17 protein-coding genes are annotated in these 21,901 nt (G+C 73.5%); 8 read left to right on the top strand and 9 right to left on the bottom strand.

The annotated features are described in order from the left end of the window. The first annotated feature begins 24 nt into the window (after positions 1-24). Positions 25-1,293: a glycosyltransferase family 2 protein gene (locus LPU61_RS25130; protein WP_229406345.1), complete on the top strand. Its 1,269-nt coding sequence runs from the start codon at positions 25-27 to the stop codon at positions 1,291-1,293. A gap of 14 nt (positions 1,294-1,307) precedes the next feature. Next, positions 1,308-2,282: an isopenicillin N synthase family oxygenase gene (locus tag LPU61_RS25125; protein WP_229406344.1), complete on the top strand. Its 975-nt coding sequence runs from the start codon at positions 1,308-1,310 to the stop codon at positions 2,280-2,282. A gap of 49 nt (positions 2,283-2,331) precedes the next feature. Here LPU61_RS25125 and LPU61_RS25120 read toward each other — a convergent pair whose 3' ends face one another. Both LPU61_RS25120 and LPU61_RS25115 read right to left on the bottom strand, forming a co-directional pair. Beyond that, complete coding sequence (locus LPU61_RS25120; RefSeq protein WP_229406343.1) at positions 2,332-4,248, bottom strand: glycosyltransferase; 1,917 nt, start codon at positions 4,246-4,248, stop codon at positions 2,332-2,334. A 43-nt stretch (positions 4,249-4,291) separates the two neighbouring features. Continuing rightward, on the bottom strand, positions 4,292-5,521 hold the full coding sequence (locus tag LPU61_RS25115; RefSeq protein ID WP_229406342.1) for an MFS transporter: 1,230 nt from the start codon (positions 5,519-5,521) through the stop codon (positions 4,292-4,294). Between the two features lie 430 nt (positions 5,522-5,951). On the opposite strand from LPU61_RS25115, the gene LPU61_RS25110 reads away from it, so the two are divergent. After that, complete coding sequence (locus LPU61_RS25110) at positions 5,952-7,193, top strand: cellulose-binding domain-containing protein (protein WP_091277634.1); 1,242 nt, start codon at positions 5,952-5,954, stop codon at positions 7,191-7,193. Between the two features lie 108 nt (positions 7,194-7,301). Further along, positions 7,302-7,775 (top strand): barstar family protein, encoded by a 474-nt coding sequence (locus LPU61_RS25105; RefSeq protein WP_229406341.1) that lies wholly within the window; start codon positions 7,302-7,304, stop codon positions 7,773-7,775. A 127-nt stretch (positions 7,776-7,902) separates the two neighbouring features. Here the strand turns inward: LPU61_RS25105 and LPU61_RS25100 are convergent, their stop codons facing one another. Next, entirely contained in the window at positions 7,903-8,661 is a 759-nt protein-coding gene (locus tag LPU61_RS25100) for an HD domain-containing protein (RefSeq protein ID WP_229406397.1), read from the bottom strand. Positions 8,662-8,835: 174 nt separating this feature from the next. Here LPU61_RS25100 and LPU61_RS25095 point away from each other — a divergent pair, with 174 nt between their 5' ends. After that, positions 8,836-9,465 (top strand): DedA family protein, encoded by a 630-nt coding sequence (locus tag LPU61_RS25095; protein ID WP_305071998.1) that lies wholly within the window; start codon positions 8,836-8,838, stop codon positions 9,463-9,465. A 130-nt stretch (positions 9,466-9,595) separates the two neighbouring features. On the opposite strand, the gene LPU61_RS25090 is transcribed toward LPU61_RS25095, so the two are convergent. The 6 genes from LPU61_RS25090 to LPU61_RS25065 all read right to left on the bottom strand — a co-directional run bounded on the left by LPU61_RS25090 (position 9,596) and on the right by LPU61_RS25065 (position 18,052). Further along, on the bottom strand, positions 9,596-10,948 hold the full coding sequence (locus tag LPU61_RS25090) for a polysaccharide lyase family 1 protein (protein ID WP_229406340.1): 1,353 nt from the start codon (positions 10,946-10,948) through the stop codon (positions 9,596-9,598). Between the two features lie 253 nt (positions 10,949-11,201). Then, positions 11,202-12,398 (bottom strand): Gfo/Idh/MocA family protein, encoded by a 1,197-nt coding sequence (locus LPU61_RS25085; protein WP_229406339.1) that lies wholly within the window; start codon positions 12,396-12,398, stop codon positions 11,202-11,204. Continuing rightward, a complete protein-coding gene (locus LPU61_RS25080; protein ID WP_229406338.1) occupies positions 12,395-13,885 on the bottom strand; it encodes a mannitol dehydrogenase family protein in 1,491 nt (496 codons plus the stop codon). Before LPU61_RS25080 ends, LPU61_RS25085 begins: the two co-directional genes overlap by 4 nt. Further along, positions 13,876-15,180, bottom strand: a complete 1,305-nt coding sequence (locus LPU61_RS25075) for an enolase C-terminal domain-like protein (RefSeq protein ID WP_043963397.1) — start codon at positions 15,178-15,180, stop codon at positions 13,876-13,878. The genes LPU61_RS25080 and LPU61_RS25075 overlap by 10 nt, the downstream gene beginning before the upstream one ends. After that, the gene (gene uxaC / locus LPU61_RS25070; RefSeq protein ID WP_077937786.1) at positions 15,177-16,607 is read right to left on the bottom strand and encodes a glucuronate isomerase; all 1,431 of its coding nucleotides are present in this window, start codon (positions 16,605-16,607) and stop codon (positions 15,177-15,179) included. The genes LPU61_RS25075 and uxaC overlap by 4 nt, the downstream gene beginning before the upstream one ends. Positions 16,608-16,723: 116 nt before the next feature. Beyond that, positions 16,724-18,052: a Gfo/Idh/MocA family protein gene (locus LPU61_RS25065; protein ID WP_043963399.1), complete on the bottom strand. Its 1,329-nt coding sequence runs from the start codon at positions 18,050-18,052 to the stop codon at positions 16,724-16,726. A 236-nt stretch (positions 18,053-18,288) separates the two neighbouring features. On the opposite strand from LPU61_RS25065, the gene LPU61_RS25060 reads away from it, so the two are divergent. The 3 genes from LPU61_RS25060 to LPU61_RS25050 are packed head-to-tail and all read left to right on the top strand — an operon-like array spanning position 18,289 to position 21,786. Continuing rightward, entirely contained in the window at positions 18,289-19,413 is a 1,125-nt protein-coding gene (locus tag LPU61_RS25060; RefSeq protein ID WP_043963401.1) for a LacI family DNA-binding transcriptional regulator, read from the top strand. A 19-nt stretch (positions 19,414-19,432) separates the two neighbouring features. Then, a complete protein-coding gene (locus LPU61_RS25055; RefSeq protein WP_043963402.1) occupies positions 19,433-20,770 on the top strand; it encodes an ABC transporter substrate-binding protein in 1,338 nt (445 codons plus the stop codon). Between the two features lie 32 nt (positions 20,771-20,802). Continuing rightward, a complete protein-coding gene (locus LPU61_RS25050) occupies positions 20,803-21,786 on the top strand; it encodes a carbohydrate ABC transporter permease (RefSeq protein ID WP_043963403.1) in 984 nt (327 codons plus the stop codon). Positions 21,787-21,901: the final 115 nt, after the last annotated feature.

Below are 21,901 nucleotides of genomic sequence, written 5' to 3'. Positions count from 1 at the left end.
CGGCCACTACCCGGGGAGTTGACGATGTCCCTCGTCCAACCGTCGCATCCGCAGACCCTCGCGTCGGCCGTCGCGGACAGCCTGGTCGTCGCCGCCGACCCACAGGCGCCCGAGTCCAGCATCTTCTACTGGGAACGCGGACGCCCCTACACCCAGGCCGTGGTGGACGCGGTGCGCGACGTCGACGACGCCGAGGTCCGCCGGCTCGCCGAGGCCCTGCTCGCCGACACCCGCAACCCCCAGGCGTACGCCGCCCTGCACCGGGCCCTGACCGCGCTGGCCGCCGCGCCACCCTCGGACAGGGTGGCCGCGCTGTTCGCCCACGGTTGGCGGGCCGAGTCCAACTGCCGCCTCGGCAGCCACCTCGGCGCGTTGTACGGCACCCGGCCGGTGCGGCGCTGGGCGTCCTTCGAGGAGCTGCGTGCGCTCCCGCCGGGGCCCCCGCCGGGCGACCCGGCACGGGCCCAGATCCTCGTCGTCGTCCCGTTCCGGGACCGGACGGCCGACCGGACCCGGCTGCGTAACCTGCTCGCCTGCCTCGTCTCGCTGCGCGACCAGTCCGCCCCGCGCGACGAGTACCGGGTCCTCGTCGTCGAGGCCGACACCGAGCCGCGCTCGCAGCAGGTGATCGAGCCGTACGCCGACGACTACCTGTGGGTGCACAAGGACGGCCTGTTCAACAAGTCGTGGGCGGTCAACGTCGGGGTCGTGAACGCCCCCTGCGACCCCGAGGTGGTGTGCATCCTCGACGCGGACGTGCTGGCCGACCGCGACTTCGTCGCCCGCAACTCGCGCCGGTTCAACCGCCCCGGCACCATGGGCCACCTCAGCTACCGCGACATGTGGTGCCTCGACGCCGAGTCCACCGCCCACGCCATCGAGCAGCGGCTGGCCCAGGGCAGCGCCCAGGTCGACCCGGACCGGCTGCGGGCCTTCGTGCTGCGCCGCCCGCCCGGCTGCTGCGTCTGGGTGCGCACGTCGGCGTTCCTGCGCATCGACGGCATGGACGAACGGTTCGAGGGCTGGGGCGGCGAGGACAACGACTTCAGCTATCGCATGGACACCAACTCGGCGTTCGACTCCTACGACGACCCGCTGCTGCACATGTACCACCCGTCGTCGGCGCTGCTGCGCGCCGACGGCGAACTCATCAACGCCCACATCCCCGCGCTGACCTGGCGGGCCGAGACGCCGATCGGCGACCCGAAGCGCTTCGTCGATGGCGCCGCACCCGCCTCCTACACCGGCGAGGTGCGGCTCGCGACCCAGGTCATGACCGGCATCACCGAGTGAGAGGCGAGCAGCGTATGACGACCGCGATTCCCACCCTCGACCTGCCGCGCTGGCGGGCGGCGGGCCCGGACGAGCGCGCCCGGACGTCGGCCGAGCTGGACGCCGCGCTCCGGCAGACCGGCATGTTCCTCCTCGCCGGCCACGGCGTGCCGGCCGACCTGACCGCGCGGATGCGCGCCGTCGGCCACGCGTTCATGCGGCTGACCCCGGAGCAGAAGCGCCGGTACGCGGTCAGCCGCCCGTACGACAACGGGTGGCGGGGCCTCGGCGCGCTGCAGGCCAGCGCGGTGGACGGCATGGCCAGCGCCCCCGACCTGCACGAGGCGTACCACATGGGCCCCACCCACCGCACCGGGGACGCGAGGTTCGACTGGCTCTACTACCCGGACAACAAGTGGCCGGCGGAACTGCCGGAGCTGCGCGAGGTCGCCACCGAGTACACCGGCCACCTCAACCGGCTCGCGCTGGAGGTCCTGGAGGTCCTCGCCGTCACCCTCGGCGTCCCGGCCGACCACTTCACCTCCCGCTCCCAGCGGGCGACGTGGACGCAGAACGTCAACTGGTACCCGCCCCTGACGGCGGTGGGGCGGCTGGAGGAGGGCCAGATGCGGGTCGGGCCGCACGCCGACTTCGGCACCATCACCTTCCTCGACCGGCAGCAGGGCGTCGGCGGGCTGGAGGCGTGGAACGCCGAGGACGGCTGGTTCAAGCCCCCGTTCGTGCCCGGCACGCTGGTGGTGAACCTGGGCGACATGATGAACCTCTGGACCGACGGCCGGTGGCGGGCGCTGCGCCACCGCGTCCTGGCGCCCCCGGCCAGCGACCCCGACGAGGAGCTGGTGTCGCTGGTCTTCTTCTTCGAGGCGGACCCGGACGCCGAGGTACGCCCGCTGCCCGCGCCCGCCGGCGGCGGCGCGGGCATGGCGCCGGTCATCGCCGGCGAGTCGATCCTGGAGAAGGTGGGGGTCACCCTCACCCTCGCCGACTGACGCGCCACCGGCGGCCGGGGCGGGGCACGGGCCCCGCCCCGGCCGTGCGTCAGCCGGTCCTGGCCGCGACCGGGGCACCGGCCCACACGCAGCGGCCGTCGCGGCAGGTGACCAGCAGGGCCACCGGGCCTGCGGTCGCCGGCCCGGTGCCGGCGAACGACCCGTCGTCCTGCCGGGCCAGCGCGATCACCTCGACGGGGTCACCCGGGCACACCAGCTCCACCCGGACCGCCTCGGGGTGGTCCCAGCGCACCGCGACCCCGTCCGGACCGGCGGTCGCCGTGCCGGTGCCGCCGTCGTCGCCGGGGGCGGGCGTCGGCGGCAGGGTCGCGGGGCCCGGCCGCCCGCCGGGCCAGGTGCCGGCCACGCACGCGGCGAACACGGCGAGGAACCGGTCGGCGGCCCGGGACCAGGTGAACTCCCGGGCGGTCGCCACGGCCCGCGAGCGGAGCGTGTCCACCAGCGGCGACCCGGCGCGGACCAGCGCCAGCATGCGGGCCAGGCCGTCGTGTACCGCGTCGGTCAGGTCCGGGTCGGCGACCCGGAAGGAGCGGGGCAGGGCGAGCCCCGTCGCCGTCGGCGCGTCCAGGTCGAAGGAGTGCCGGAAGTGGCGCATGCCCCGCTGTGCCGTGGCGACCGGCACGGCACCGCTGGCCATGGCCTCTCCCATCGCCATCAGGAAGGTGTCCATCTCGAACTTCGCCGGGAAGACGCACAGGTCGCTGGAGGCCGCCCAGTCCATCAGCTCCGCGGGCGGCATCGGCCCGGTGCGGATCCGGACCTGGCCGGGGTGGTCGGCGGCCAGCGCGGCGAGGTCGGGGTCCTGCGGCGGGTGCGGCGCCAGGCAGTGCAGCAGCAGGTTGAAGCGTTCGCCCTCGTCCAGCAGCCGCCGCGTCGCCCGGAACAGCTCCCGCAGCCCCTTGTGCTCCACCGAGTACCGCCCGTTGTGGTAGACGGTCGGCAGCGCCGGGTCGAGGCCGAGCGCGGTCAGGGTCCGCCGCCGTCGCTCGTCGCCGCGCGCCACGTCCAGCCATTCGTCGCCGATGGCGCACCCGCCGACCGTCAGCCGGTCCGCCCGGGACCACAGCTCGCGGCAAACGGCCAGCTCGGCGAAGAGCTGGGCGAACGGCGTCTCGGCCTGGGTGAGGGCGTGTTCGAGCTGCCCCTCGGACAGGAAGTCCACCGCGTCCGCCGAGCGGGCCACCAGGGCCAGCGCGCTGACGTAGTCGTGCCCCGGCCGCTGCGGCTGGTCGCGGTAGAGGAGGGTCTGCGGCAGGAACGCCCGCATGGCCCGGTGCAGCGGCGAGTCCAGGGGCGGATCCGCGAGCCCGTCGACGACCGTCGGGTCGGCGCCGAGGTCGCGCAGCAGGGCCCGGGCCTGCGGCGCGTAGACCTTGGTGTTGACCGGCAGGTTCGTCTGCACGGTCGACACGACGGGGAAGCCGTACGCCGACAGCGCCGCGGGCAGCAGGTGGTGCAGGACGGGCTCGTGCAGGTGCACGACGGTCTGCGCGGTTTCCTGGCCGGACAGGAAGCGGGCGGCGAGGACCTGGAACACCAGCGGCTTCAGGAACGTCGGGTCGGTCCCCTCGGCGCCCGCCGGTGGGTGCAGGGTGTCGGTGTGGCTGTCGAGAATCTCGTTGCTGAGCAGGACCACGTCGATTCCCTCGACGGTCATCCGATAGGCGTGCGCGGATCCGTCCACCGTGACGCCACCGGGCTGGCCCGGCCATCTGTCGGGGTCGACCGGAATGGTTATCTCGCCGGTGGACCGCCAATCCGTCTCGACGACGTCGTGGTCACGCCGCAGGAGTGGGATCAGCCCGTGCGCCGCGGTCAACGCGGTGACCCGGTGCCCTCGGTCGCGGAACTGCCGCACCAGATTCCACAGGTAGACGGAGGTGCCCGCCTGCACCAGAGAGTCGTCGAATCCGGTGCACTCGAAATGGCATTCGATGATGTGCAAGCGCGGTTCCTTCCAGGTGACATCCGTCCCCGGCGGACAACCGTCAGCGCTCGACCCCCGCTGACGGGACCGGGGCATTGTCCTGCTTTTCGCCGGAGCGGCTCGGTGCCCGCATCGCGGTGGCGCCCGCCGCGACGAAAACTGCGAGCACCACGGGAATCCACAACGCCGACGGCAATCCCACCACGGTCGCCGCGGCGCCGATGAGAATAGGGCCGAACAGGAATCCCAGATAGCCGATGCTGACCACGGTCGACAGGGCCCGGCCGGCGCGGCTCGGGTCCTGGTTTCCGGCGGCGGAGTAGACCTGCGGGGCGATGCACGACAGGCCGGCGCCGAGCAGCCCGAACCCGACGACGCCGGCGACCGGATGGTGCACCAGCAGCGCCGCGCCGAGGCCGCACGCCGCGAGCGCGCCGCTGAACCGCACCAGGGTGACGGGCCCCAGGGCGCGCACCAGCCGGTCGCCGAAGAGCCGGCCCACCGTCATCATGATCGAGAACGCGGCGAAGCCGTACGCGGCGAAGCCGGGGCTGGTCTCCAGGTTGTCCCGCAGGTAGACGGCGCTCCAGTCGGCCGCCGCGCCCTCGCCGACGAGCGTGCACAGCACCAGAACGCCGAAGAAGACCAGCAGCAGGGACCGGCGGGAGGGCCCCTGCCCGGTGTCCGGTGAGCCGACGGCGGCCTCCGGGGCGCTCGTCGCGGGCAGCACCCACAGTGCCGCCCAGACGGCCAGCACCAGCACCCCCACGCCGACGGTGAGGAAGGTGGTGCCGACGCTTGCCCCGCTGCGCGCGAAGAAGCTGCCCACGATCGCCCCGAGGAAACCGCCGATGCTGTAGATGGCGTGGAACGACGACATGATCGGTTTGCTCCAGGCCCGCTGGACCTCAAGGGCATTGGCGTTCATCGCGATGTTGAGCGTCCCGTGCGTCGCGCCGAAGAGGAACAGGGCGACGCACAACACCACCAGGGTGCCGCTGTATCCGGGAAGGACGAGCAGCAGCCCTTCCAGGATCGCCGAGGGGATGAGCACACGAGTGCTGCCGAAACGGTCGGTGAGCCGACCGAGCAATGCCATGCCGACGATGCAGCCCGCCGCGAAAGCCAGGAGCGCGAAGCTCAACCGGCCGTCACTGAGCCCGAGCTTCTCCTTTACCGCCGGAATCCGCGCGGTCCAAACTCCCAGCGCTGTGCCGAACAGCAGGAACGCCAGGGACGTGGCGATTCTCCCGCGACGAATCCGACGGCGGTCGACTGGTGCGTTGTCCACAGGGCCCCCTACCCAAGGCAGGCCCCGACACTACCGTGCCCGCCAGGGATACGCCATAAGTGAGGAAGCGGGCGTCGGCGGCGTATCCGGTTGACGGGAATGAACAGGTTGGCGGGAATGGATCGGAGGGCGGGTCGATCCCGGCGTGGGAACACGACCCGGGTCGGGGGCGTGGCCGCCCGCCATGCCGGACGCGCTCGTGGCCCGGCGACGCGGCCCGTCGCCTTGCTATCCATCGGCGAACATCACTAGATTGGTCGTCGGGCGCCGCCGTGCCGTCGATCGCCGACCGGCCCGACGGCTGATGGTCCGCCCGGAGCCGGGCATCCGCGTCGCGTCGCCGGTCGCGTCGCCATGCGAGCGTTCCCGAAGTTCCCCCGTGCCCCCGTCGGCCGCGTCCGTGCGGTGGCACACCCCCGGAAGGAACCCGATGAGGATCTCCCGCGCCCGTCTCACCCCGATCGTCGCCGCCGGCGCGGTCCTGGCCGCCGCCCTGGCCGGCGTCGGCCTGCCCACCGCCCCCGCCACGGCCGCCGCCGGCTGCCGGATCGACTACGTGCCCAACCAGTGGACCGGCGGCTTCACCGCCAACATCCGGATCAGTCCCGGCGACACCGCCGTCAACGGCTGGACCGTCACCTGGACGTGGGGCGGCGACCAACGGATCACCAACGGCTGGAGTGCCGAGGTCAGCCAGTCCGGTGCCACGGTGACCGCCCGCAACGTCGCCTGGAACGCCTCGGTGCCGGCGGGCGGCTCGACCGAGTTCGGCGTCCAGGGCACCGTCGGAGCGAACACGGCCGGGCCGACCGGGTTCGCGCTCAACGGCGTACCGTGCAACGGCGCGACCCCGCCCCCGACGACGACCGCGCCGCCGACCACGCCGCCCCCGACGACGCCGCCGCCCACCACGCCGCCCCCGACCACGCCGCCCCCGACCACCCCGCCGCCCACGACGCCGCCGCCCACCACCCCGCCGCCCGCCGGCTGCGGCACGGCCGTGCTCTGCGACGGATTCGAGAACCAGACCGGCTCGGTGCCGTCGGGCGACTGGACGGTGGTCAACCCCGACTGCTCCGGCACCGGTACGGCCGCGATCGACACCGCCACGACGCACAGCGGCAGCCGCTCCCTGCGCATCAACGGCACGGTCGGCTACTGCAACCACGTGTTCGCCCGGACCACCCGGGGCCTGAGCACCCTCGGCGCGGTCCGGTACGCCCGCCTCTGGGTGCGGCACACCACCGCCCTGCCCACCTCGCACGTCACGTTCCTGGCCATGGCCGACTCCGCCGACGGCGGCAAGGACCTGCGGATGGGCGGCCAGAACGGCGCGCTGCAGTGGAACCGGGCCTCCGACGACGCGACGCTGCCGGAGCAGAGCCCGTCCGGGGTGGCGCTGAGCCTGCCGCTGGCCACCAACCGCTGGTCCTGCGTCGAGTTCATGGTCGACGGCGCGCAGGGCCGGCTGAACACCTGGGTCGACGGCACGGCCGTCACCGGCCTGACCGTGGACGGCACGCCGACCCACGACATCGACGGGCAGTGGCTCAACCGCACGTGGCGTCCGCAGCTCACCGACCTGCGGCTTGGCTGGGAGAGCTACGGCGAGGGGGCCGACACCCTCTGGTTCGACGACGTCGCGGTCGGACCGAGCCGGATCGGCTGCTGACCGGCCGGGTCGGGCGGCCCGGACCGGGCCGCCCGACCCGCGTTGGCGAGGATTTCACCGCCGCGTGCGGATCCGTTCCACCGCCACCCCTGGCCCACGCCGGCCGCCGTGCCCAGACTGTTCCTCGCGCCGGTCCGCGCGGTCCGGCCCCGCGCCGGGGAGGGCACCATGACCGAGGGGTACGCCTTCGGGCTGCCGTCGTGGCTGAGCATCGCGGATGCCGGCCCCACGGACGCGTCGGGGGAGCGGACCGTGTTGCCCGCGGCGCGCGCCCGCAGCCGGGCCGGCCTGTTCACGGCGCTGGTCGGCGCGCTCGACCTGCCCGGCCACGTCGGCCGCAACTGGGACGCGCTCGCCGACAGCCTGCGCGACCGGCTCGATGCCGGCCCGCTGACCCTGGTGGTCGACGAGGCCGCGCAGTTGCTCGCCGACGAACCCGTCGGACACCTCGGCCTGCTCCTGGCGGTCCTCGGCGGCGCCGCCGGTGATGCCCCGCACCCGCTGCGGGTGGTGCTGCGGGACGCGCCGGAACGCGTGCCGGACGTGCGCCGCCGCACGGCGCGTGCCCTGCCGCGCCGCTGAGCCGGCCGGCGCGCTGCCGCGCCGCTGAGGCGGCCTGCGCACGGCCGCCGCCGCTGAGACGACCTGCGCACGGCCGCCCCCGCTGAGCGGGTCGCGCCGGAGCCCGCGCCCGCCGGGGCCCGCGCGCTCACCGACCGGTCGGGGCCCCGGCTTCCACCGGCTGGTCGAGGATCGCGGCGAAGCGTTCCTCGGCGAGGTCGAGCTGGCCGAAGATGTGCTCCTTGACCGCCGGCGCGAGCGGGGTGTCCGGCCGGGCGACCAGCTCCCGCAGGACCGGCACCAGCGGGCGGTACTTCGCTGCCAGGGAGTGCACCTTCGGCCCGACGGTGTGGATCAACCCGACCCCGTTGTCGGTGAAGTCGGAGACCTTGACCACCCGGGCCCACGGCTCGCGGTCCAGGCTGGCCGCCACGTGCTCCCGGTACTGCGCGTGCCGGTCCCGGCCCGGGTCGTACACCGGATTGGTGACCGCGCCGACCAGCCGCGCCACCCGCGGGCCGAAGCGCTCGGCCAGCGTCGCCAGCGCCGCGGCCGTGCGGTCGCCGCCGGCCGCCGGCCCCGCCCGGTGCTGGCCCGCCAGCTCCGCCGGGTGGTCCTCCACCGCGTCGTGCAGCAGGCCGGCGACGATCACGTCCGCGTCGCGCACCTGGTAGTGGTGCATCATCCGGATCGCGACCCGCAGCAGGTGGTTCAGGTACGGCTCGCGCACCCGCCGGTCGTCGCCGTGCAGGTCGGCGGCGAGGTCGAGGGCGGCGGTGAGCCGCGCGCGATCGTCCTCGTCGAACGCGCCGATCTCCAGCCGGAACCGTTCCCGCAGGCCGGGCTCGCCGTGGATCTCGGTGATCGCGTGCATGGGCATCGAGGCCAGGTACGGCGGGAAGTCCATCCACCACTTATAGCTGATCTTCACCGCCCGTGGGCCTTCCCGTCGGCCTTGTGACGCCAACCGTGGCCCGGCTCAGCGCCGCCAGTTGGGCAGCTGCCGCTCCGACGTCGCCGGAGATCCGGGCGAGTGGGCCGTGTGGGACTGCGCCGGCCTCCGGCCGGGCAGAATGATCGGGTGGACCGGGTGTTGGCGGTGCTGGTGGCGTTGCCGCCCGCGCTGGTGCTCGCCCTGGTCTTCCTGCTGCCCGCGCTGGAGGCGTCGACGTTCCTCGGGCTGTTCGTGCCGGGGGAGATCGCCGTGCTGGTCGGCGGGGCGGTGGCGCACTCCGGCCGGCTGCCGCTGTGGGCCGTGATCGTGGCTGCGGTGGCGGGGGCGGCGCTGGGCGACCAGGCCGGCTACCTGGTCGGCCGCCGCTACGGCCGCCGGCTGCTGGCGCGTACGCCCCGGCGGTTCGTCCGCTCGGGCGAGCTGCGGCGCGCGCTCGACCTGGTGCGCCGCCGGGGCGCGCTCGCCGTGGTGATCGGCCGCTGGGCGGCGGCGCTGAGGGCCCTCGTGCCGGGCATCGCCGGCCTCAGCGGGATGCCGCAGGCCACGTTCACCCTGGCCAACGTGGCCGGCGGGATGCTCTGGTCGGTCACGGTCGCGGTGCTCGGGTTCCTCGCAGGCGCCTCGTACCGGCTGCTGGAGCGTCGTCTCGGCCTCGGCGGGGAGGCGGTGCTGGCCGTGATCGTGGTGGTGGTGGCGGTGCGGCTGTGGCGGCACCACCGGGCGGCCCGCCGGACCGGTCCGGCGCGCCGGGGCTGACCCCTGCGCGCCGTGATCGGGGGGTCGACGTGCCGGGACGGGGGAGAGAGGGGGCCCCCGCCCCGGCACGCCGAGTCAGGTGAGAAGGGGACCCTTCTCTACCGTATGCGTCAACAAGGGACCCCTCCTTTCACAGCGGCAGGCGGTTCGCGCCGGCGAGCGCGCCGACCACCAGCGGGACCAGCGGCGCGGGCAGCACCTGACCGTGCCGCAGGGCCGGCGTCCAACCGGCGTCGGTGCCCAGGTCGGGGTCGTGGGTCGCGTTGTACGCGGCCACCAGGTCGACCGGGCGGGCCCGGTCGCCGTCGGCGCGCACCCAGTTGCCGCGGGTGGTGACGGCGGTGCCACCCCAGTCGTAGAGCAGGTCCTCGGCGGCGATGCCCGCGCCGAGGGTGAAGTGGTTGTTCTCCACGTACGCGGCGGACTGCACCCCGACGCCGACGGCGTACTCGAAGCCCTCGCCGGAGAGCCGGTACCAGTTGTTGTAGACGTCGACCTGGCCGAACCGGACGCGCGGCAGCCGCTGCAGCACCCGGTCGAACATGTTGTGGTGCAGGGTCACCTTGAGCCGGCCGACGTCCGGGCCGACGGTGTTCGACGAGCCGATCAGCATGAGCTTGTCCCGGCCGACGAACCGGTTGTACGAGGCGGTGACCAGGCTGGCGGTGTGGGTGATGTCCAGGGAGCCGTCGTGCACCTGGTAGGGGCGGCCGAAGTACACCGGCTGCGCGCTGTCGGGGTTGTCGCCGTCGGTGAACGTGTTGTGGTCGACCCAGACGTGTTCGCTGCGGCGCACCGAGACCTGGTCGTACTGGGAGTTCCAGTTGCCGGTCGCGCCGTCGGTCGGCGACCAGGCCGGGAAGCAGTCCCGGGCGTCGTCGAAGGTCAGGTTCCGCAGGATCACGTTGTTCGCGGTGTCGATCATCAGGGTCAGCCCGGTGAGCGTCGCCCCGCGCAGCCCCACGATGGTGGTGTTCGGGCCGACGTTGATCTGGGTCTGCTTCGTCTGGTTGGCCACCGAGCGCACCCGCGCGGCCTCCAGCGGCCCGGTCGGGGGCACCATGCCCCAGACGGTTGGGTCGTACGCGGCCAGGTAGGCCGCCTGCGAGTACTCCGGGTCGGCCAGGTCGGCGCAGCCGAGCAGGCTGCCGTCGGCGGCCTCGAAGCCGTCGATCACGCCGTCGACGACGATCACCTTGGGCGTGGCGTTGGTGCGGTTGGTGGCGTTGTCGCCGCCGAGGGCGTCGACCAGCTCGGCGCGGGTGCGTACGAGGTGGACCTGGTCGGCGGCGGCGGCCGAGCCGCCGGTGGTGCCGACGCCGTCGGCCGCCCAGCCGTCGCCGGCGGGCAGCGTCTGGCGGGCGAACCGTTCGACGGGTCGGGGCACCGGGCCGGCGGCGTCGGCGGGCGCGGCCGCCGCCGCGCCCGGTGTGACCAGCAGGGACAGGGCGACCAGGGCCGCCCCGGGAAAGCGGTGGCGCATGAGGACTCTCCGAAGGGGTCTGTCGGTGCGGCGGATTCCGTAACGGGTACGAAATGCCGGTACGACTGACCGTAAGGAAAATCACTCAAGTGAGTCAATGATTTCTATATGCAGCTATGTTGCATCAAATCGTGACAGGCGGCATTTGCCCGACCGATCGCGGTCGCGAACGCGGTGGTTGCGCCCGATTTGCGGGTGCGGCAGTCGCCCGTCGTTTGCAGTGCGTTTTCACTGGCCCGGCACCGGGCCCGCCTCAGGCGTCCTCCTCCCTCGTCAGCTCGGTGCGCACCGGCGGCACCGCCCACGGCACGCCCAGCTCCGACAGCAGCGCCCCGGACCCGGCCGCCTCCCGCAGCGCCGCGTTGACGCCGCGCACGGTCAGCACCCGGTCCGGCCCTCGGCCGGTAGCGGTCACCAGGTCGCCGCCGAGCAGCGTCGGCTCGGGCGCGGCCTGGACCGCCTCCAGCACGGCCGTGAACGGCGCCGTGCGGGCCAGCGGGGCGATCAGCGGCGTCCCGGCCGGGTCGGCACGGTGCGCCAGCAGGTTCTCCAGCAGGCCGCGCCGCCCCGGCACCTCGCGGGGCGCGTCGTCGCCGGGCAGCAGCAGCCGGTCCGTCGGATACTCCAGCACCGCCCGCCCGGCCGAGCCCGTCACGATCACCTCCCCGGCGACGAAGTCCTCGCCGGCCAGGGTCACCGCCGCCACGATCGGCGGCCCGGAGCGCGGCACGACCCGCAGGGCCGCCGTGTCGTCCACCTCGATGGGGCGCACCCGGTAGCGCTCCAGCTCGATCGTCGCCGGCCGCACCGGCGTGCCGGTGACGGCCTCGGCCACGGCGAGGCACTGCATCACGGCGTGGGCGAGTGGGTTGGCCAGCGCCCCGTCGAGCACCGGCCGGCCGTGCAGCGTGCGCCGGCCCGCCCAGGGGGCCCGCGCGTAGTAGCCGTCCGAGCGCTGCCAGGCGGCCACCGTGGCGATGCCGGTGACGGTGCCGAGCCGCCCCGCCGTCACCGCCGCCGTCAGCTCGGCCAGCGCCGCCGAGCCGAGGGCCTGGAAGCCGACCTGGCAGGCCCGGCCCGTCTCGGCCAGGGCGGCGGCCAGCAGCCGGTGCTCGGCCATCGACAGCACCGGCGGCTTCTCCAGCAGCACGTCCGCCCCGGCGGCCAGCACGTCCCGGGCGATCGGCAGGTGGGTGTGCGGCGGGGTGCAGACCACCACCACGTCCGGCCTGGCCACTGCGAGCATCTGGGCGTGGTCGGTGAAGACCTCCGCGTCGGCCGGCAGTGGTGCCGCCGGCTCCGGCTCGATCGGGCGTACGTCGACAAGCGCGACCAGGCGCACCCGGCCGGCGTCGTGCAGCGGCGCGATCACCCGGCGGTGCCAGCGGCCGTGCCCGTTCGCGCCGATGACCGCCACCCGGGGCGGCGCGCCGGTCGCCCCCGCGCTCATGCCGCCCCCGCGAGGGTCGCCGTGACCCCGTGCCGGTGCAGGGCGGTCAGCCAGTCGGTGACGTCTGCGCGGACCTCGTCGTCGCCGGCCACCTCGGCGGGAAAGACCTCCCGCAGCCCGAACAGCGCCTCGACCACCCCGGCCGGGGTGCCGCCCGTGGTGGCCAGCGCGCCGGTGATCCGTTCGGCGAGCGGGTCGGCCAGCGGCAGCGCCGTGCCGTCGTCGGCGGTCCCGCACACGAACCGCATCCACGCGGCGACCACCAGCGCCGACCAGCGGGCCGACCGGCCCGCCGCGCGCAGGTCCACGATGGTGTGCAGCACCCGCTGGGGCAGCTTCTGCGAGCCGTCCATGGCGATCTGGAGCGTGCGGTGGCGGATCGCCGGGTTGGCGAACCGCGCCAGCACCTCGTCGCCGTACGCGACCATCGACACCCCGTCCGGCGGGGTGAAGCTGACCGCCACCTCCTCGGCGACCAGCCGGCGCAGCACCCCGGTCAGCCCGGGCACGCCCAGCGCGTCGGCGACGGTCTCCCGCCCGGCGAGGGCGCCCAGGTAGGCGGTGGCCGAGTGCAGCCCGTTGAGGCCGCGCAGCTTCACCCGCTCCCACTGCCCGGCGTCGTCGGTGAGCACCGCGCCGGCCACCTCCCACGCCGGCCGACCGCCCGGGAAGTCGTCCTCGATCACCCACTGGCGGTACGGCTCGGCGGCCACGGCCGCCAGGTCGGCGAAGCCCAGCGCGTCGCGGGCCGCGGCGAGGGTCTGCGCCGTGCTGGCCGGCACGATCCGGTCCACCATCGTGCCGGGGAACGTGACCTGCTCGGACACCCAGGACAGCACCCGGTCGGACGCGCCGGAGCGGGCCAGCGCCTGCTCGACCAGGCCGCGCAGCCGGGCGCCGTTGGCGGGCAGGTTGTCGCAGCTGACCAGCGCGACCGGCCCGGCGTCGGCCGCCGCCCGGGCGGCCAGCCCGCGCACCAGCAGGCCGGGCACCGTCGTCGGCGGCGCGTCGCCGGCCAGGTCGGCGGCGAGCGCCGCGTCGGGACTCAGCCGCCCGGTCACCGGGTCGAGCTGGTACGCCTTCTCCGTGACGGTCAGGGTGACCACCCGGATGGCCGGGTCGGCCAGCAGCGCGACCACCGCGTTCGGGTCGCTCGCCGCGTGCCGGACCCCGGCCAGGGCCCCGATCACCCGGGTGCTGTCGCCCTCGCCGGACAGGGTGGTCACGCTGAACAGGTTGTCCTGCGCGGCGAGCGTCTCGACGAGGTCGGTGCTGCGTGGGGCGACGCCGACGATGCCCCAGTCGCCGCCGGCCGCGCCGACCGCCTCCTCCGTGTAGACGGCCTGGTGGGCGCGGTGGAACGCGCCGAGGCCCAGGTGCACGATGCCGGCCGGCACGGTGCCGGGGCGCAGCAGCGGTCGGCTGGCCTCGGGCAGCCGGCGCAGCGCGGCCAGCCCGAGGCGGGACGCGCCCACGGTCACCGCCATGCCGGGCCGTCCGGGAAGCGGAACTCGGCGATCGACTCGGGACGCATGGTGGCGCTGTAGCCGGGCGCGGCGGGCAGCAGGTAGCGCCCGTCGCGGGTGCGGACCGGGTCGACGAAGTGCTCGTGCAGGTGGTCGACGTACTCGACCATCCGGCCGTCGAGGCTGGTGCCGACGCGCAGGAAGTCGAAGATGGCCAGGTGCTGGACGTACTCGCAGAGGCCGACGCCGCCGGCGTGCGGGCAGATCGGCACGCCGAACTTCGCCGCCATGACGATCTCCGAGAGCACCTCGTTGACCCCGCCGACGCGGCAGGCGTCGATCTGCATGACGCCGATCGCCTCGGCCTGGAGCAACTGCTTGAAGATCACCCGGTTGGCGGCCACCTCGCCGGTGGCCACCCGGCACCGGCCGCCGGTCAGCTCGGTCACCGCGCGGGCGATCCGGGCGTGGCCGAGGATGTCGTCGGCGTGCGTCGGCTCCTCGATCCAGTACGGGTCGACCTCCGCCAGCGCCGTCATGTTGGTGATCGCCTCGTCGACGTCCCACACCTGGTTGGCGTCCATCATCAGCAGCGCGTCCGGGCCGATCTCGGCGCGGATGATCCGCGCCCGGCGCAGGTCGTCGGCCGGTGGGCCGCCCACCTTCATCTTCATCGCCCGCCAGCCCGCCGCGTACGCCTCGCGGGTCAGCGCCCGGACCTTCTCGTCGGGATAGCCCAGCCACCCGACCGACGTGGTGTACGAGGGAAAGCCACTCTGCTCTAGCACCGCGAGCCGTTCGTCCCATCCGGTCAATCCCTTGTCGAGGATGGTGGCCGCCTCGTCGGGGGTGAGGGCGTCGGTGATGTGGTGGAAGTCGATGCTGGCCACGAGCTCCTCGGTGGGCAGCTCGGCGAGGAACCGCCACATCGGCTTGCCGGCGAGCTTGGCCCGCAGGTCCCACACGGCGTTGACCAGCGCGCCGGTGGCCATGTGGATGACGCCCTTCTCCGGGCCCAGCCAGCGCAGCTGCACGTCGGCGCTGAGCGAGCGCCAGAACTTCACCGGCTCGGCGACGATCTCCTCGATCGTGCGGCCCCGCACGTGGTGGGCCAGGGCCCGCACGGCGGCGCAGGTGATCTCGTTGCCCCGCCCGTTGGTGAAGGTGAAGCCCGCGCCGACCACCCCGGCGTCGGTGCCCAGCTCGACGTACGTCGCCGAGTAGTCGCCCTTGTTGATCGCGTCCGAGCCGTCGCCGGCCGCCGCGGTCGGGAAGCGCACGTCGTGCACGTCGACGGAGGTGATCCTGACACTCACAGCTGTTCCCCGATCTTGTAGACCCTCTTGGGCAGGCGGTAGGCGAGGTCGACGATGGTTTCCGCGGCCTCGTCCTCGGTCAGCCGGTGTTCGGCGACCAGCCGGGCGAGGAAGCCGGCGTCGACGCGGCGGGCCACGTCGTGGCGCACCGGGATGGAACAGAACGCCCGGGTGTCGTCGACGAACCCGGCCGTGTTGTAGAAGCCGGCGGTCTCGGTGACCGCCTCCCGGAACCGGCGCAGCACCTCGGGGGAGTCCAGGAACCACCAGGGCGCGCCCAGGTAGAGGGCCGCGTAGCCGCCGGCGAGGGGGGCCAGCTCCCGGGTGAAGGTGTACTCGTCGAGGGTGTAGACCACCACCCGCAGCCGGGGGTCGTTGCCGTGGGCGTCCAGCAGCGGGGTGAGCGCGTGCAGGTACTCGGTGGCCTGCGGGATGTCCCCGCCGACGTCGCGGCCGTGCCGGGCGTACAGCCAGCGGTTGTGGTTGCGCACCGAGCCGGGGTGCAGCTGCATCACCAGGCCGTCGTCGAGCGACATCCGGGCGAACTCCAGCAGCATGTGCGCCCGGAACGCCTCCGCGTCGGCGGCGTCGGCCGTGCCGCGCAGGCCCCGCTCGTACAGCGCCGCGGCCTCCCGCGCGTCGAGGTCCAGGGTCTGCGCGGTCGGGTGGCCGTGGTCGGAGCAGGTCGCGCCGGCGGCGATGAACGCCTCCCGGCGCCGCCGCAGGGCGGCCAGGAAGCCGGCGTACGTGCCGGTGTCCTCCCCGGCGACCGCGCCGAGCCGCTCGACGTTGCCGGCCCAGTTGTCGAACTCCATGTCGACCACGTTGTCCGGGCGGAAGGTGGTGACCACCTTGCCGCCGGGGCCGCCCCAGCCGTCGGCGGCGAGCTTCGCGTGCTGGGCCAGGTCGTCCAGGGGCGACTCGGTGGTGGCCAGCACCTCGATGTTGAACCGGTCGAACAGCGCGCGGGGCCGGAACTCGGGCTCGGCGAGGCGGGCCGCGACCTGGTCGTACACGGCGTCGGCGGTGGCGGGCGACAGGGGGGTGTCGACCCCGAAGACCTCGGTGAGGGTCTGCTCCAGCCACAGCCGCGACGGGGTGCCCCGGAACAGGTGCCAGCCGTCGACGAAGCGCCGCCAGATCTTCCTGCCGTCGGTCTCCACCGGGCTGCCGTCCACCGTGGGGACGCCCAGCTCGGCCGGGGGCACGCCCTGGCTGAGCAGCATCCGGGTCAGGTAGTGGTCGGGCACGATGATCAGCCGGGACGGGTCCGGGAAGGGACGGTCCTCGGCCAGCAGGGCCGGGTCGACGTGCCCGTGCGGGGAGATGATCGGTTGCTCCGCCGCCAGCGCGTACAGCTGCCGGGCCAGCGCGCGCAGGCCCGGGTCGGCGGGGAGGAGCAGGTCGGGTCGGGAGGTGGTCGGCACGTCGGATGGCTCCTCGGATGCGGTCGATGGTGCGGGGGCGGGCCGGCGGGGCCGGGCAGCGCCGGCCGGCCCCGGCGGGGCGGGCCGCTGAGGCGGCGCACCCCGGGCACGGTCGGTCAGGGCAGGGAGAGCAGGTCGGCCACCCGGACGGCCTGGCCGGTCTCGAAGGACCGGTTGGCGGCCAGGCCGGTGAGCAGCGCGAGGGCGCCGTCGCGGGCGGTGGCCGCCCGGTGCAGCGGGTCCGTCGCGCCGCCGAAGAGCACCTGCGTCATCCGGGCGTCCGCGCCGCCGTGGCCCTGCCGGGTGTAGCCCTCGACCTCGATGCGCTGCGGCGGCTGCCAGTAGGGGCGCAGCGTGAGCGTGGCCGAGCCGCCCTCGGCGGCGGCCTCGGTGCCGTGCAGCGCTGCGCCCTTGAGCGCGCCGGCGGCCTGCGGGCTGACGAACTCGCTCTCCACGACCTCCAGTTCGAGGCGGCCCCGGCTGCCGTTGACCATCACCCGGTAACCCTCCCAGGGGGCGTACGCGGTGAGGTGGTAGGTCATCGTCGCGCCCGTGGAGTAGCGGGCCAGCACGGCCATGTCGTCCTCGATGGTGACGCCGGGGGCGAAGACGTTCTGGTCGCGGTGGTAACCGTCCTCGGCCTCGGCGTCGAGGTACAGCTCGCGCAGCCGGGGGTGCTCGGCCATCCGCAGCGCGAACGGGTCGTCGGCGGCGGCCGGGGCGTCGTGCGCGCGGGCGTAGTCGCGGGCGTAGCCGTGCCGGCGGCCGGCGTCGCCGTAGAAGAACAGCCGGCCGGCGGCGTAGACCTCGACCGGGGTGGCGTCGAGCCACCAGTTGACCAGGTCGAAGTGGTGGCTGGCCTTGTGCACCATCAGCCCGCCGGAGTTGGCCTTGTCGCGGTGCCAACGCCGGAAGTAGTCCGCGCCGTGGCGCACGTCGAGCAGCCACTCGAAGTGCACCGACCCGATCTCGCCGACCGCGCCGTCGGCGAGCAGCCGGCGCAGCTGCTCGTGCAGGGGGTTGTAGCGGTAGTTGAACGCGACGGTGACGTGCCGGCCGGTCTCGGCGACCGCGTCCAGGATGCGCCGGCAGCGCGGCGCGTCGACGGTCATCGGCTTCTCCGAGACCACGTCGCAGCCGGCGTGCAGGGCCGCGACGATGTACTCGTCGTGGGTGGCGTCGACGGTGGTGACCAGCACCGTGTCGACCCGCTCCTTGGCCAGCATCGCGGCGAACTCGTCGGCGCGGTACGTCGGCACCGGCGCGTGGCCCAGCTCGCCCAGCCACCGGTTGTGCGCGTCCATGCGGGCCTGGTTGACGTCGGCGAACGCGACCAGCTCGGCGGTGTCGGCGTGGTCGCGCACCAGCGCCCGGACGAACATCTCGGCCCGGGCGCCGGTGCCCACCACCGCGTGACGGGTCCGTCCACCGGTTCTCGAAGACATCGCGGGGCCTCCTGGCTCGCTGCAAAGGTTTGCAGTGAAGAAACCACGATCGATCGCGGCGCGTCAACGACGGAAACAAAATCAGCGTGCTTCGCCCTACTTTTGCACCATACGAACGCATGGCGCGTGCCCGTTCGAAACCTGGTCGTAATCTCCGAGCGTTGACACTGGAGCAACCGTTTGCATTAATTGGCGGCACCCACGTGACCGCAGCCACACCGGACGAAAGGGCCGCCGTGCCAGTCACCATCAGGGACGTCGCGCGGGCCTCCGGCGTGCACATCTCGACGGTATCCCGCACGTTCTCCGCGCCACACCTGGTCAACCCGGAGACCCGGGTCCGGGTGCTGGCCTGCGCGGAGGACCTGGGCTACCGGCCCAACCGCGCCGCGCGGGCCCTGATCACCGGTCGCACCCACAACATCGGGCTGATCATCGCCGACATCGCCAACCCGTTCTTCCCGCCCCTGATCAAGGCGGCGGAGGGGCAGGCCCGGCACCGCGATTACCACATCTTCGTCGCGGACACCAACGAGGACCCGATGGCCGAGGAGGAGCTGGTCCACGCCCTGGCCAAGCAGGTCGACGGGGTGCTGCTGTGCAGCCCCCGGATGAGCAACAGCCTCATCGAGCAGCTCAGCCGCGAGGTCCCGCTGGTGGTGATAAACCGCCAGGTGACCGGCCTGCCCTGCGTGGTGATGGACGTCGGTCAGGGCGCCCGCTCGGCGATCGAGCACCTCGTCGGCCTCGGCCACACCGCGATCGGCCTGCTCAGCGGGCCGCGCGGCTCGTGGACCAGCCGGGAGATCCGCCGCGCGGCCGGCGCTGCGGCCCGGGCCGGCGGCGCCGAGCTGACCGTCCTCGGGCCCAACCCGCCCACCGAGCACGGGGGCCTCGCGCTGGCCGAACACGTCCAGCGCAGCGGCGTCACCGCCGTGCTCGCCTACAACGACCTGATGGCGATCGGGCTGATCGAGGGCCTCGACGCCCTCGGCGTCCGGGTGCCGCAGGACGTCAGCGTCGTCGGCATCGACGACATCGCCCTGAGCCGGCTCACCCGGCCCAAGTTGACGACGGTGGCCACGCCTACCGCGGCCGCCGGCCGGACGGCCGTCGACATGCTGCTGCAACAGGACACCGACGCGCCGCGGGGACCGCGGGGCGTCGGCAGGGGCACGGCAGTCGGCGCCCGTCGCACCACCGCACAGGTAATGCTCCAGACCGAGTTGGTCATCCGCGACTCCACCGGACCCGCTTCAGGGGCCGGTAGCCCCGGTGCCGCCCGTGTCGGCCCGGATCCGCATCGCCCTGCGGACCCGGGCCGCCCGAGGGCGGCCACCGGTGGCGCTGTCGCCTCCTAACGCCAAGGAGTGAGCGCACATGCACCCCGCCACGCCCCCCACCGCCGGCGCACCCGCCGGGCGTTCCCACCGTACTCCCCGCCGTCGGCTGCTGCGCGGGCTCGTCGCCCTCGCCGTGGCCGCGCCGCTGGTCCTCGGCGCCGCCGCCTGCGGTGACGACGACTCCGCCGGCGACGACGGCAAGGTCAAGCTCTCCATCTTCTGGTGGGGCGGCGAGGCCCGCGCCAAGCTGACCGAGGACGCCCTCGCCCTCTACACCAAGAAGAACCCGAACGTCACGTTCGAGAAGACCTGGCAGGCCAACCAGGGCTACTTCGACAAGCTGGCCACCCTCACCGCCGGCGGCAACCCGCCGGACATCTTCCAGATCGACGACAACTACCTCGCCGAGTACGCGGCCCGCAACACCACGCTCGACCTGACCAGCTACTCCGACTCCGGCAAGCTCGACGTGTCGAAGTTCCCCAAGAGCCTCTGGCAGTACGGCGTGGTCGACGGCAAGCTCGCCGGCCTGGCCGCCGGTGAGAACACCCAGGGCCTGGTCTACAACAAGACCCTGCTCACCAAGAACGGCCTCCCGGAGCCGACCACCGGCATGACCTGGGAGGAGCACATCGCCTGGGCCGAGCAGGTGACGAAGAAGACCAAGGTCCCCGGCACCATGGACCCCAGCGCCGACTACAAGGCGTTCTGGGTGTGGCTGCGCCAGCAGGGCAAGGACATGTACAAGGGCACGGAGCTCGGCTTCACCGTCGAGGACGTCACCAGGTGGTTCGAGCTGTGGAAGGGCGCCCGGGACCGCGGCGCGACCCCGACCCCGGACGTGATCCACGAGGGCAACGCCACCGACATCACCAAGCAGCTCGTGGTCACCGGCAAGGCCGGCACCTCCTGGGTCTGGGTCAACCAGATGCCGGAGCTGAAGAAGAACACCAAGGACGAGCTGGGCGTCGTCGCCTACCCGGGTGACCCGAGCGCCCAGTGGGCCCGCGCCTCCATGTACTGGTCGGTGTTCAAGGGCAGCAAGCACAAGGACGTCGCCGTCGACGTGCTCAACTTCCTCGCCAACGACCCGGAGGCCGTCAAGATCCTCGGCACCGACCGGGGGCTGCCGTCCAACCTGGACCTGCGCCGCGTCGTCAGCGACGACACCACCGACCCCGCGATGAAGCAGTCGATCGCGGTGGAGACCGAGCTGGCCCAGAAGTTCGGCCAGTCGCCGCAGGTGCCGATCAAGGGCCACAGCAAGGTCCGCGCCGAGCTGATCAAGGCGGCCGAGGAGGCGCAGTACGGCCGGCTCGCCCCGGCCGCCGCGGCGGCCCTGTTCATGGACGCCTGCAAGTCCGCCATCGCCTGAACCGCCGCACACGCTCGGAAAGGAGCCGGCTCGTGGCCCTGACCACGGTGCCCGACCCGACCCGACGCGGCACCGGATCCGCCCGCGCCCACGCCCCCCACGGCGTGGCCGGGCGGATCCGGCAAAGCGAAGGTCTCGCGGGGTACGTCTTCCTCTCGCCCTGGCTCATCGGACTGATGGCCATCACGGCGATTCCCATGCTCTTGTCCCTCTACCTCAGCTTCACCAACTACGACATCCTCACCCCCTTCTCGGAGGTCGAGTGGGTGGGCTTCGCCAACTACGAGCGGATGTTCACCAGCGATCCCTCGTACTGGCACGCGGTGCGCGTCACCCTGACCTTCGCCCTGGTGGCGGTGCCGCTGAAGCTGGCCGCCGCGCTCGGCGTGGCGCTGCTGCTCAACCGGGCCTGGCGCGGGGTCGGGCTGTTCCGCAGCCTGTTCTACCTGCCGTCGCTGCTCGGCGGCAGCGTCGCGCTGGCCATCGTCTGGGTCAACATGTTCAACCGCGACGGCGCGTTCAACTCGATGCTGGCCCTGTTCGGCATCGAGGGCAAGCCCTGGGTCAACGACCCCGACTGGGCGCTGGAGACGCTGATGGTGCTCGCCATCTGGCAGTTCGGCGCGCCCATGGTGATCTTCCTGGCCGGGCTCAAGCAGGTGCCGACCGAGCTGTACGAGGCCGCGTCCGTGGACGGGGCCGGCAGGTGGCGGCAGTTCCGCGCCGTCACCCTGCCGATGCTCTCCCCGGTCATCTTCTTCAACCTGGTGCTGGAGACCATCAACGGCTTCCAGGGCTTCACCGCGGCCTTCGTGCTCAGCAACGGCACCGGCGGCCCGGTCGACTCCACGCTGATGTACACGCTGAACCTCTACATCAAGGGCTTCACCGACCTGGAGATGGGCTACGCCTCGGCGATGGCCTGGGTCTTCCTGATCGCCATCGGCGTCATCACGGCGGTCTTCTTCAGCACCGGACGGTTCTGGGTGCACTACTCCGACGGGGAGGACCGGTGACGACGGCTACCGCAGAACCGCCGGTGACCGGGCCGCGCCGCCCGCGCGCCGGACGGGGGCAGGCCGTCCGCCTGCTCGTCCTGATCGCGATCGTGGTGGTCGTGCTCTACCCGCT

Origin of the sequence: Micromonospora sp. NBRC 110038 (assembly GCF_020884815.1) — a bacterium.
GTDB classification, from domain to species: Bacteria; Actinomycetota; Actinomycetes; order Mycobacteriales; family Micromonosporaceae; genus Micromonospora; species Micromonospora haikouensis.
This window is presented reverse-complemented; position numbering and strand designations above follow the sequence as displayed.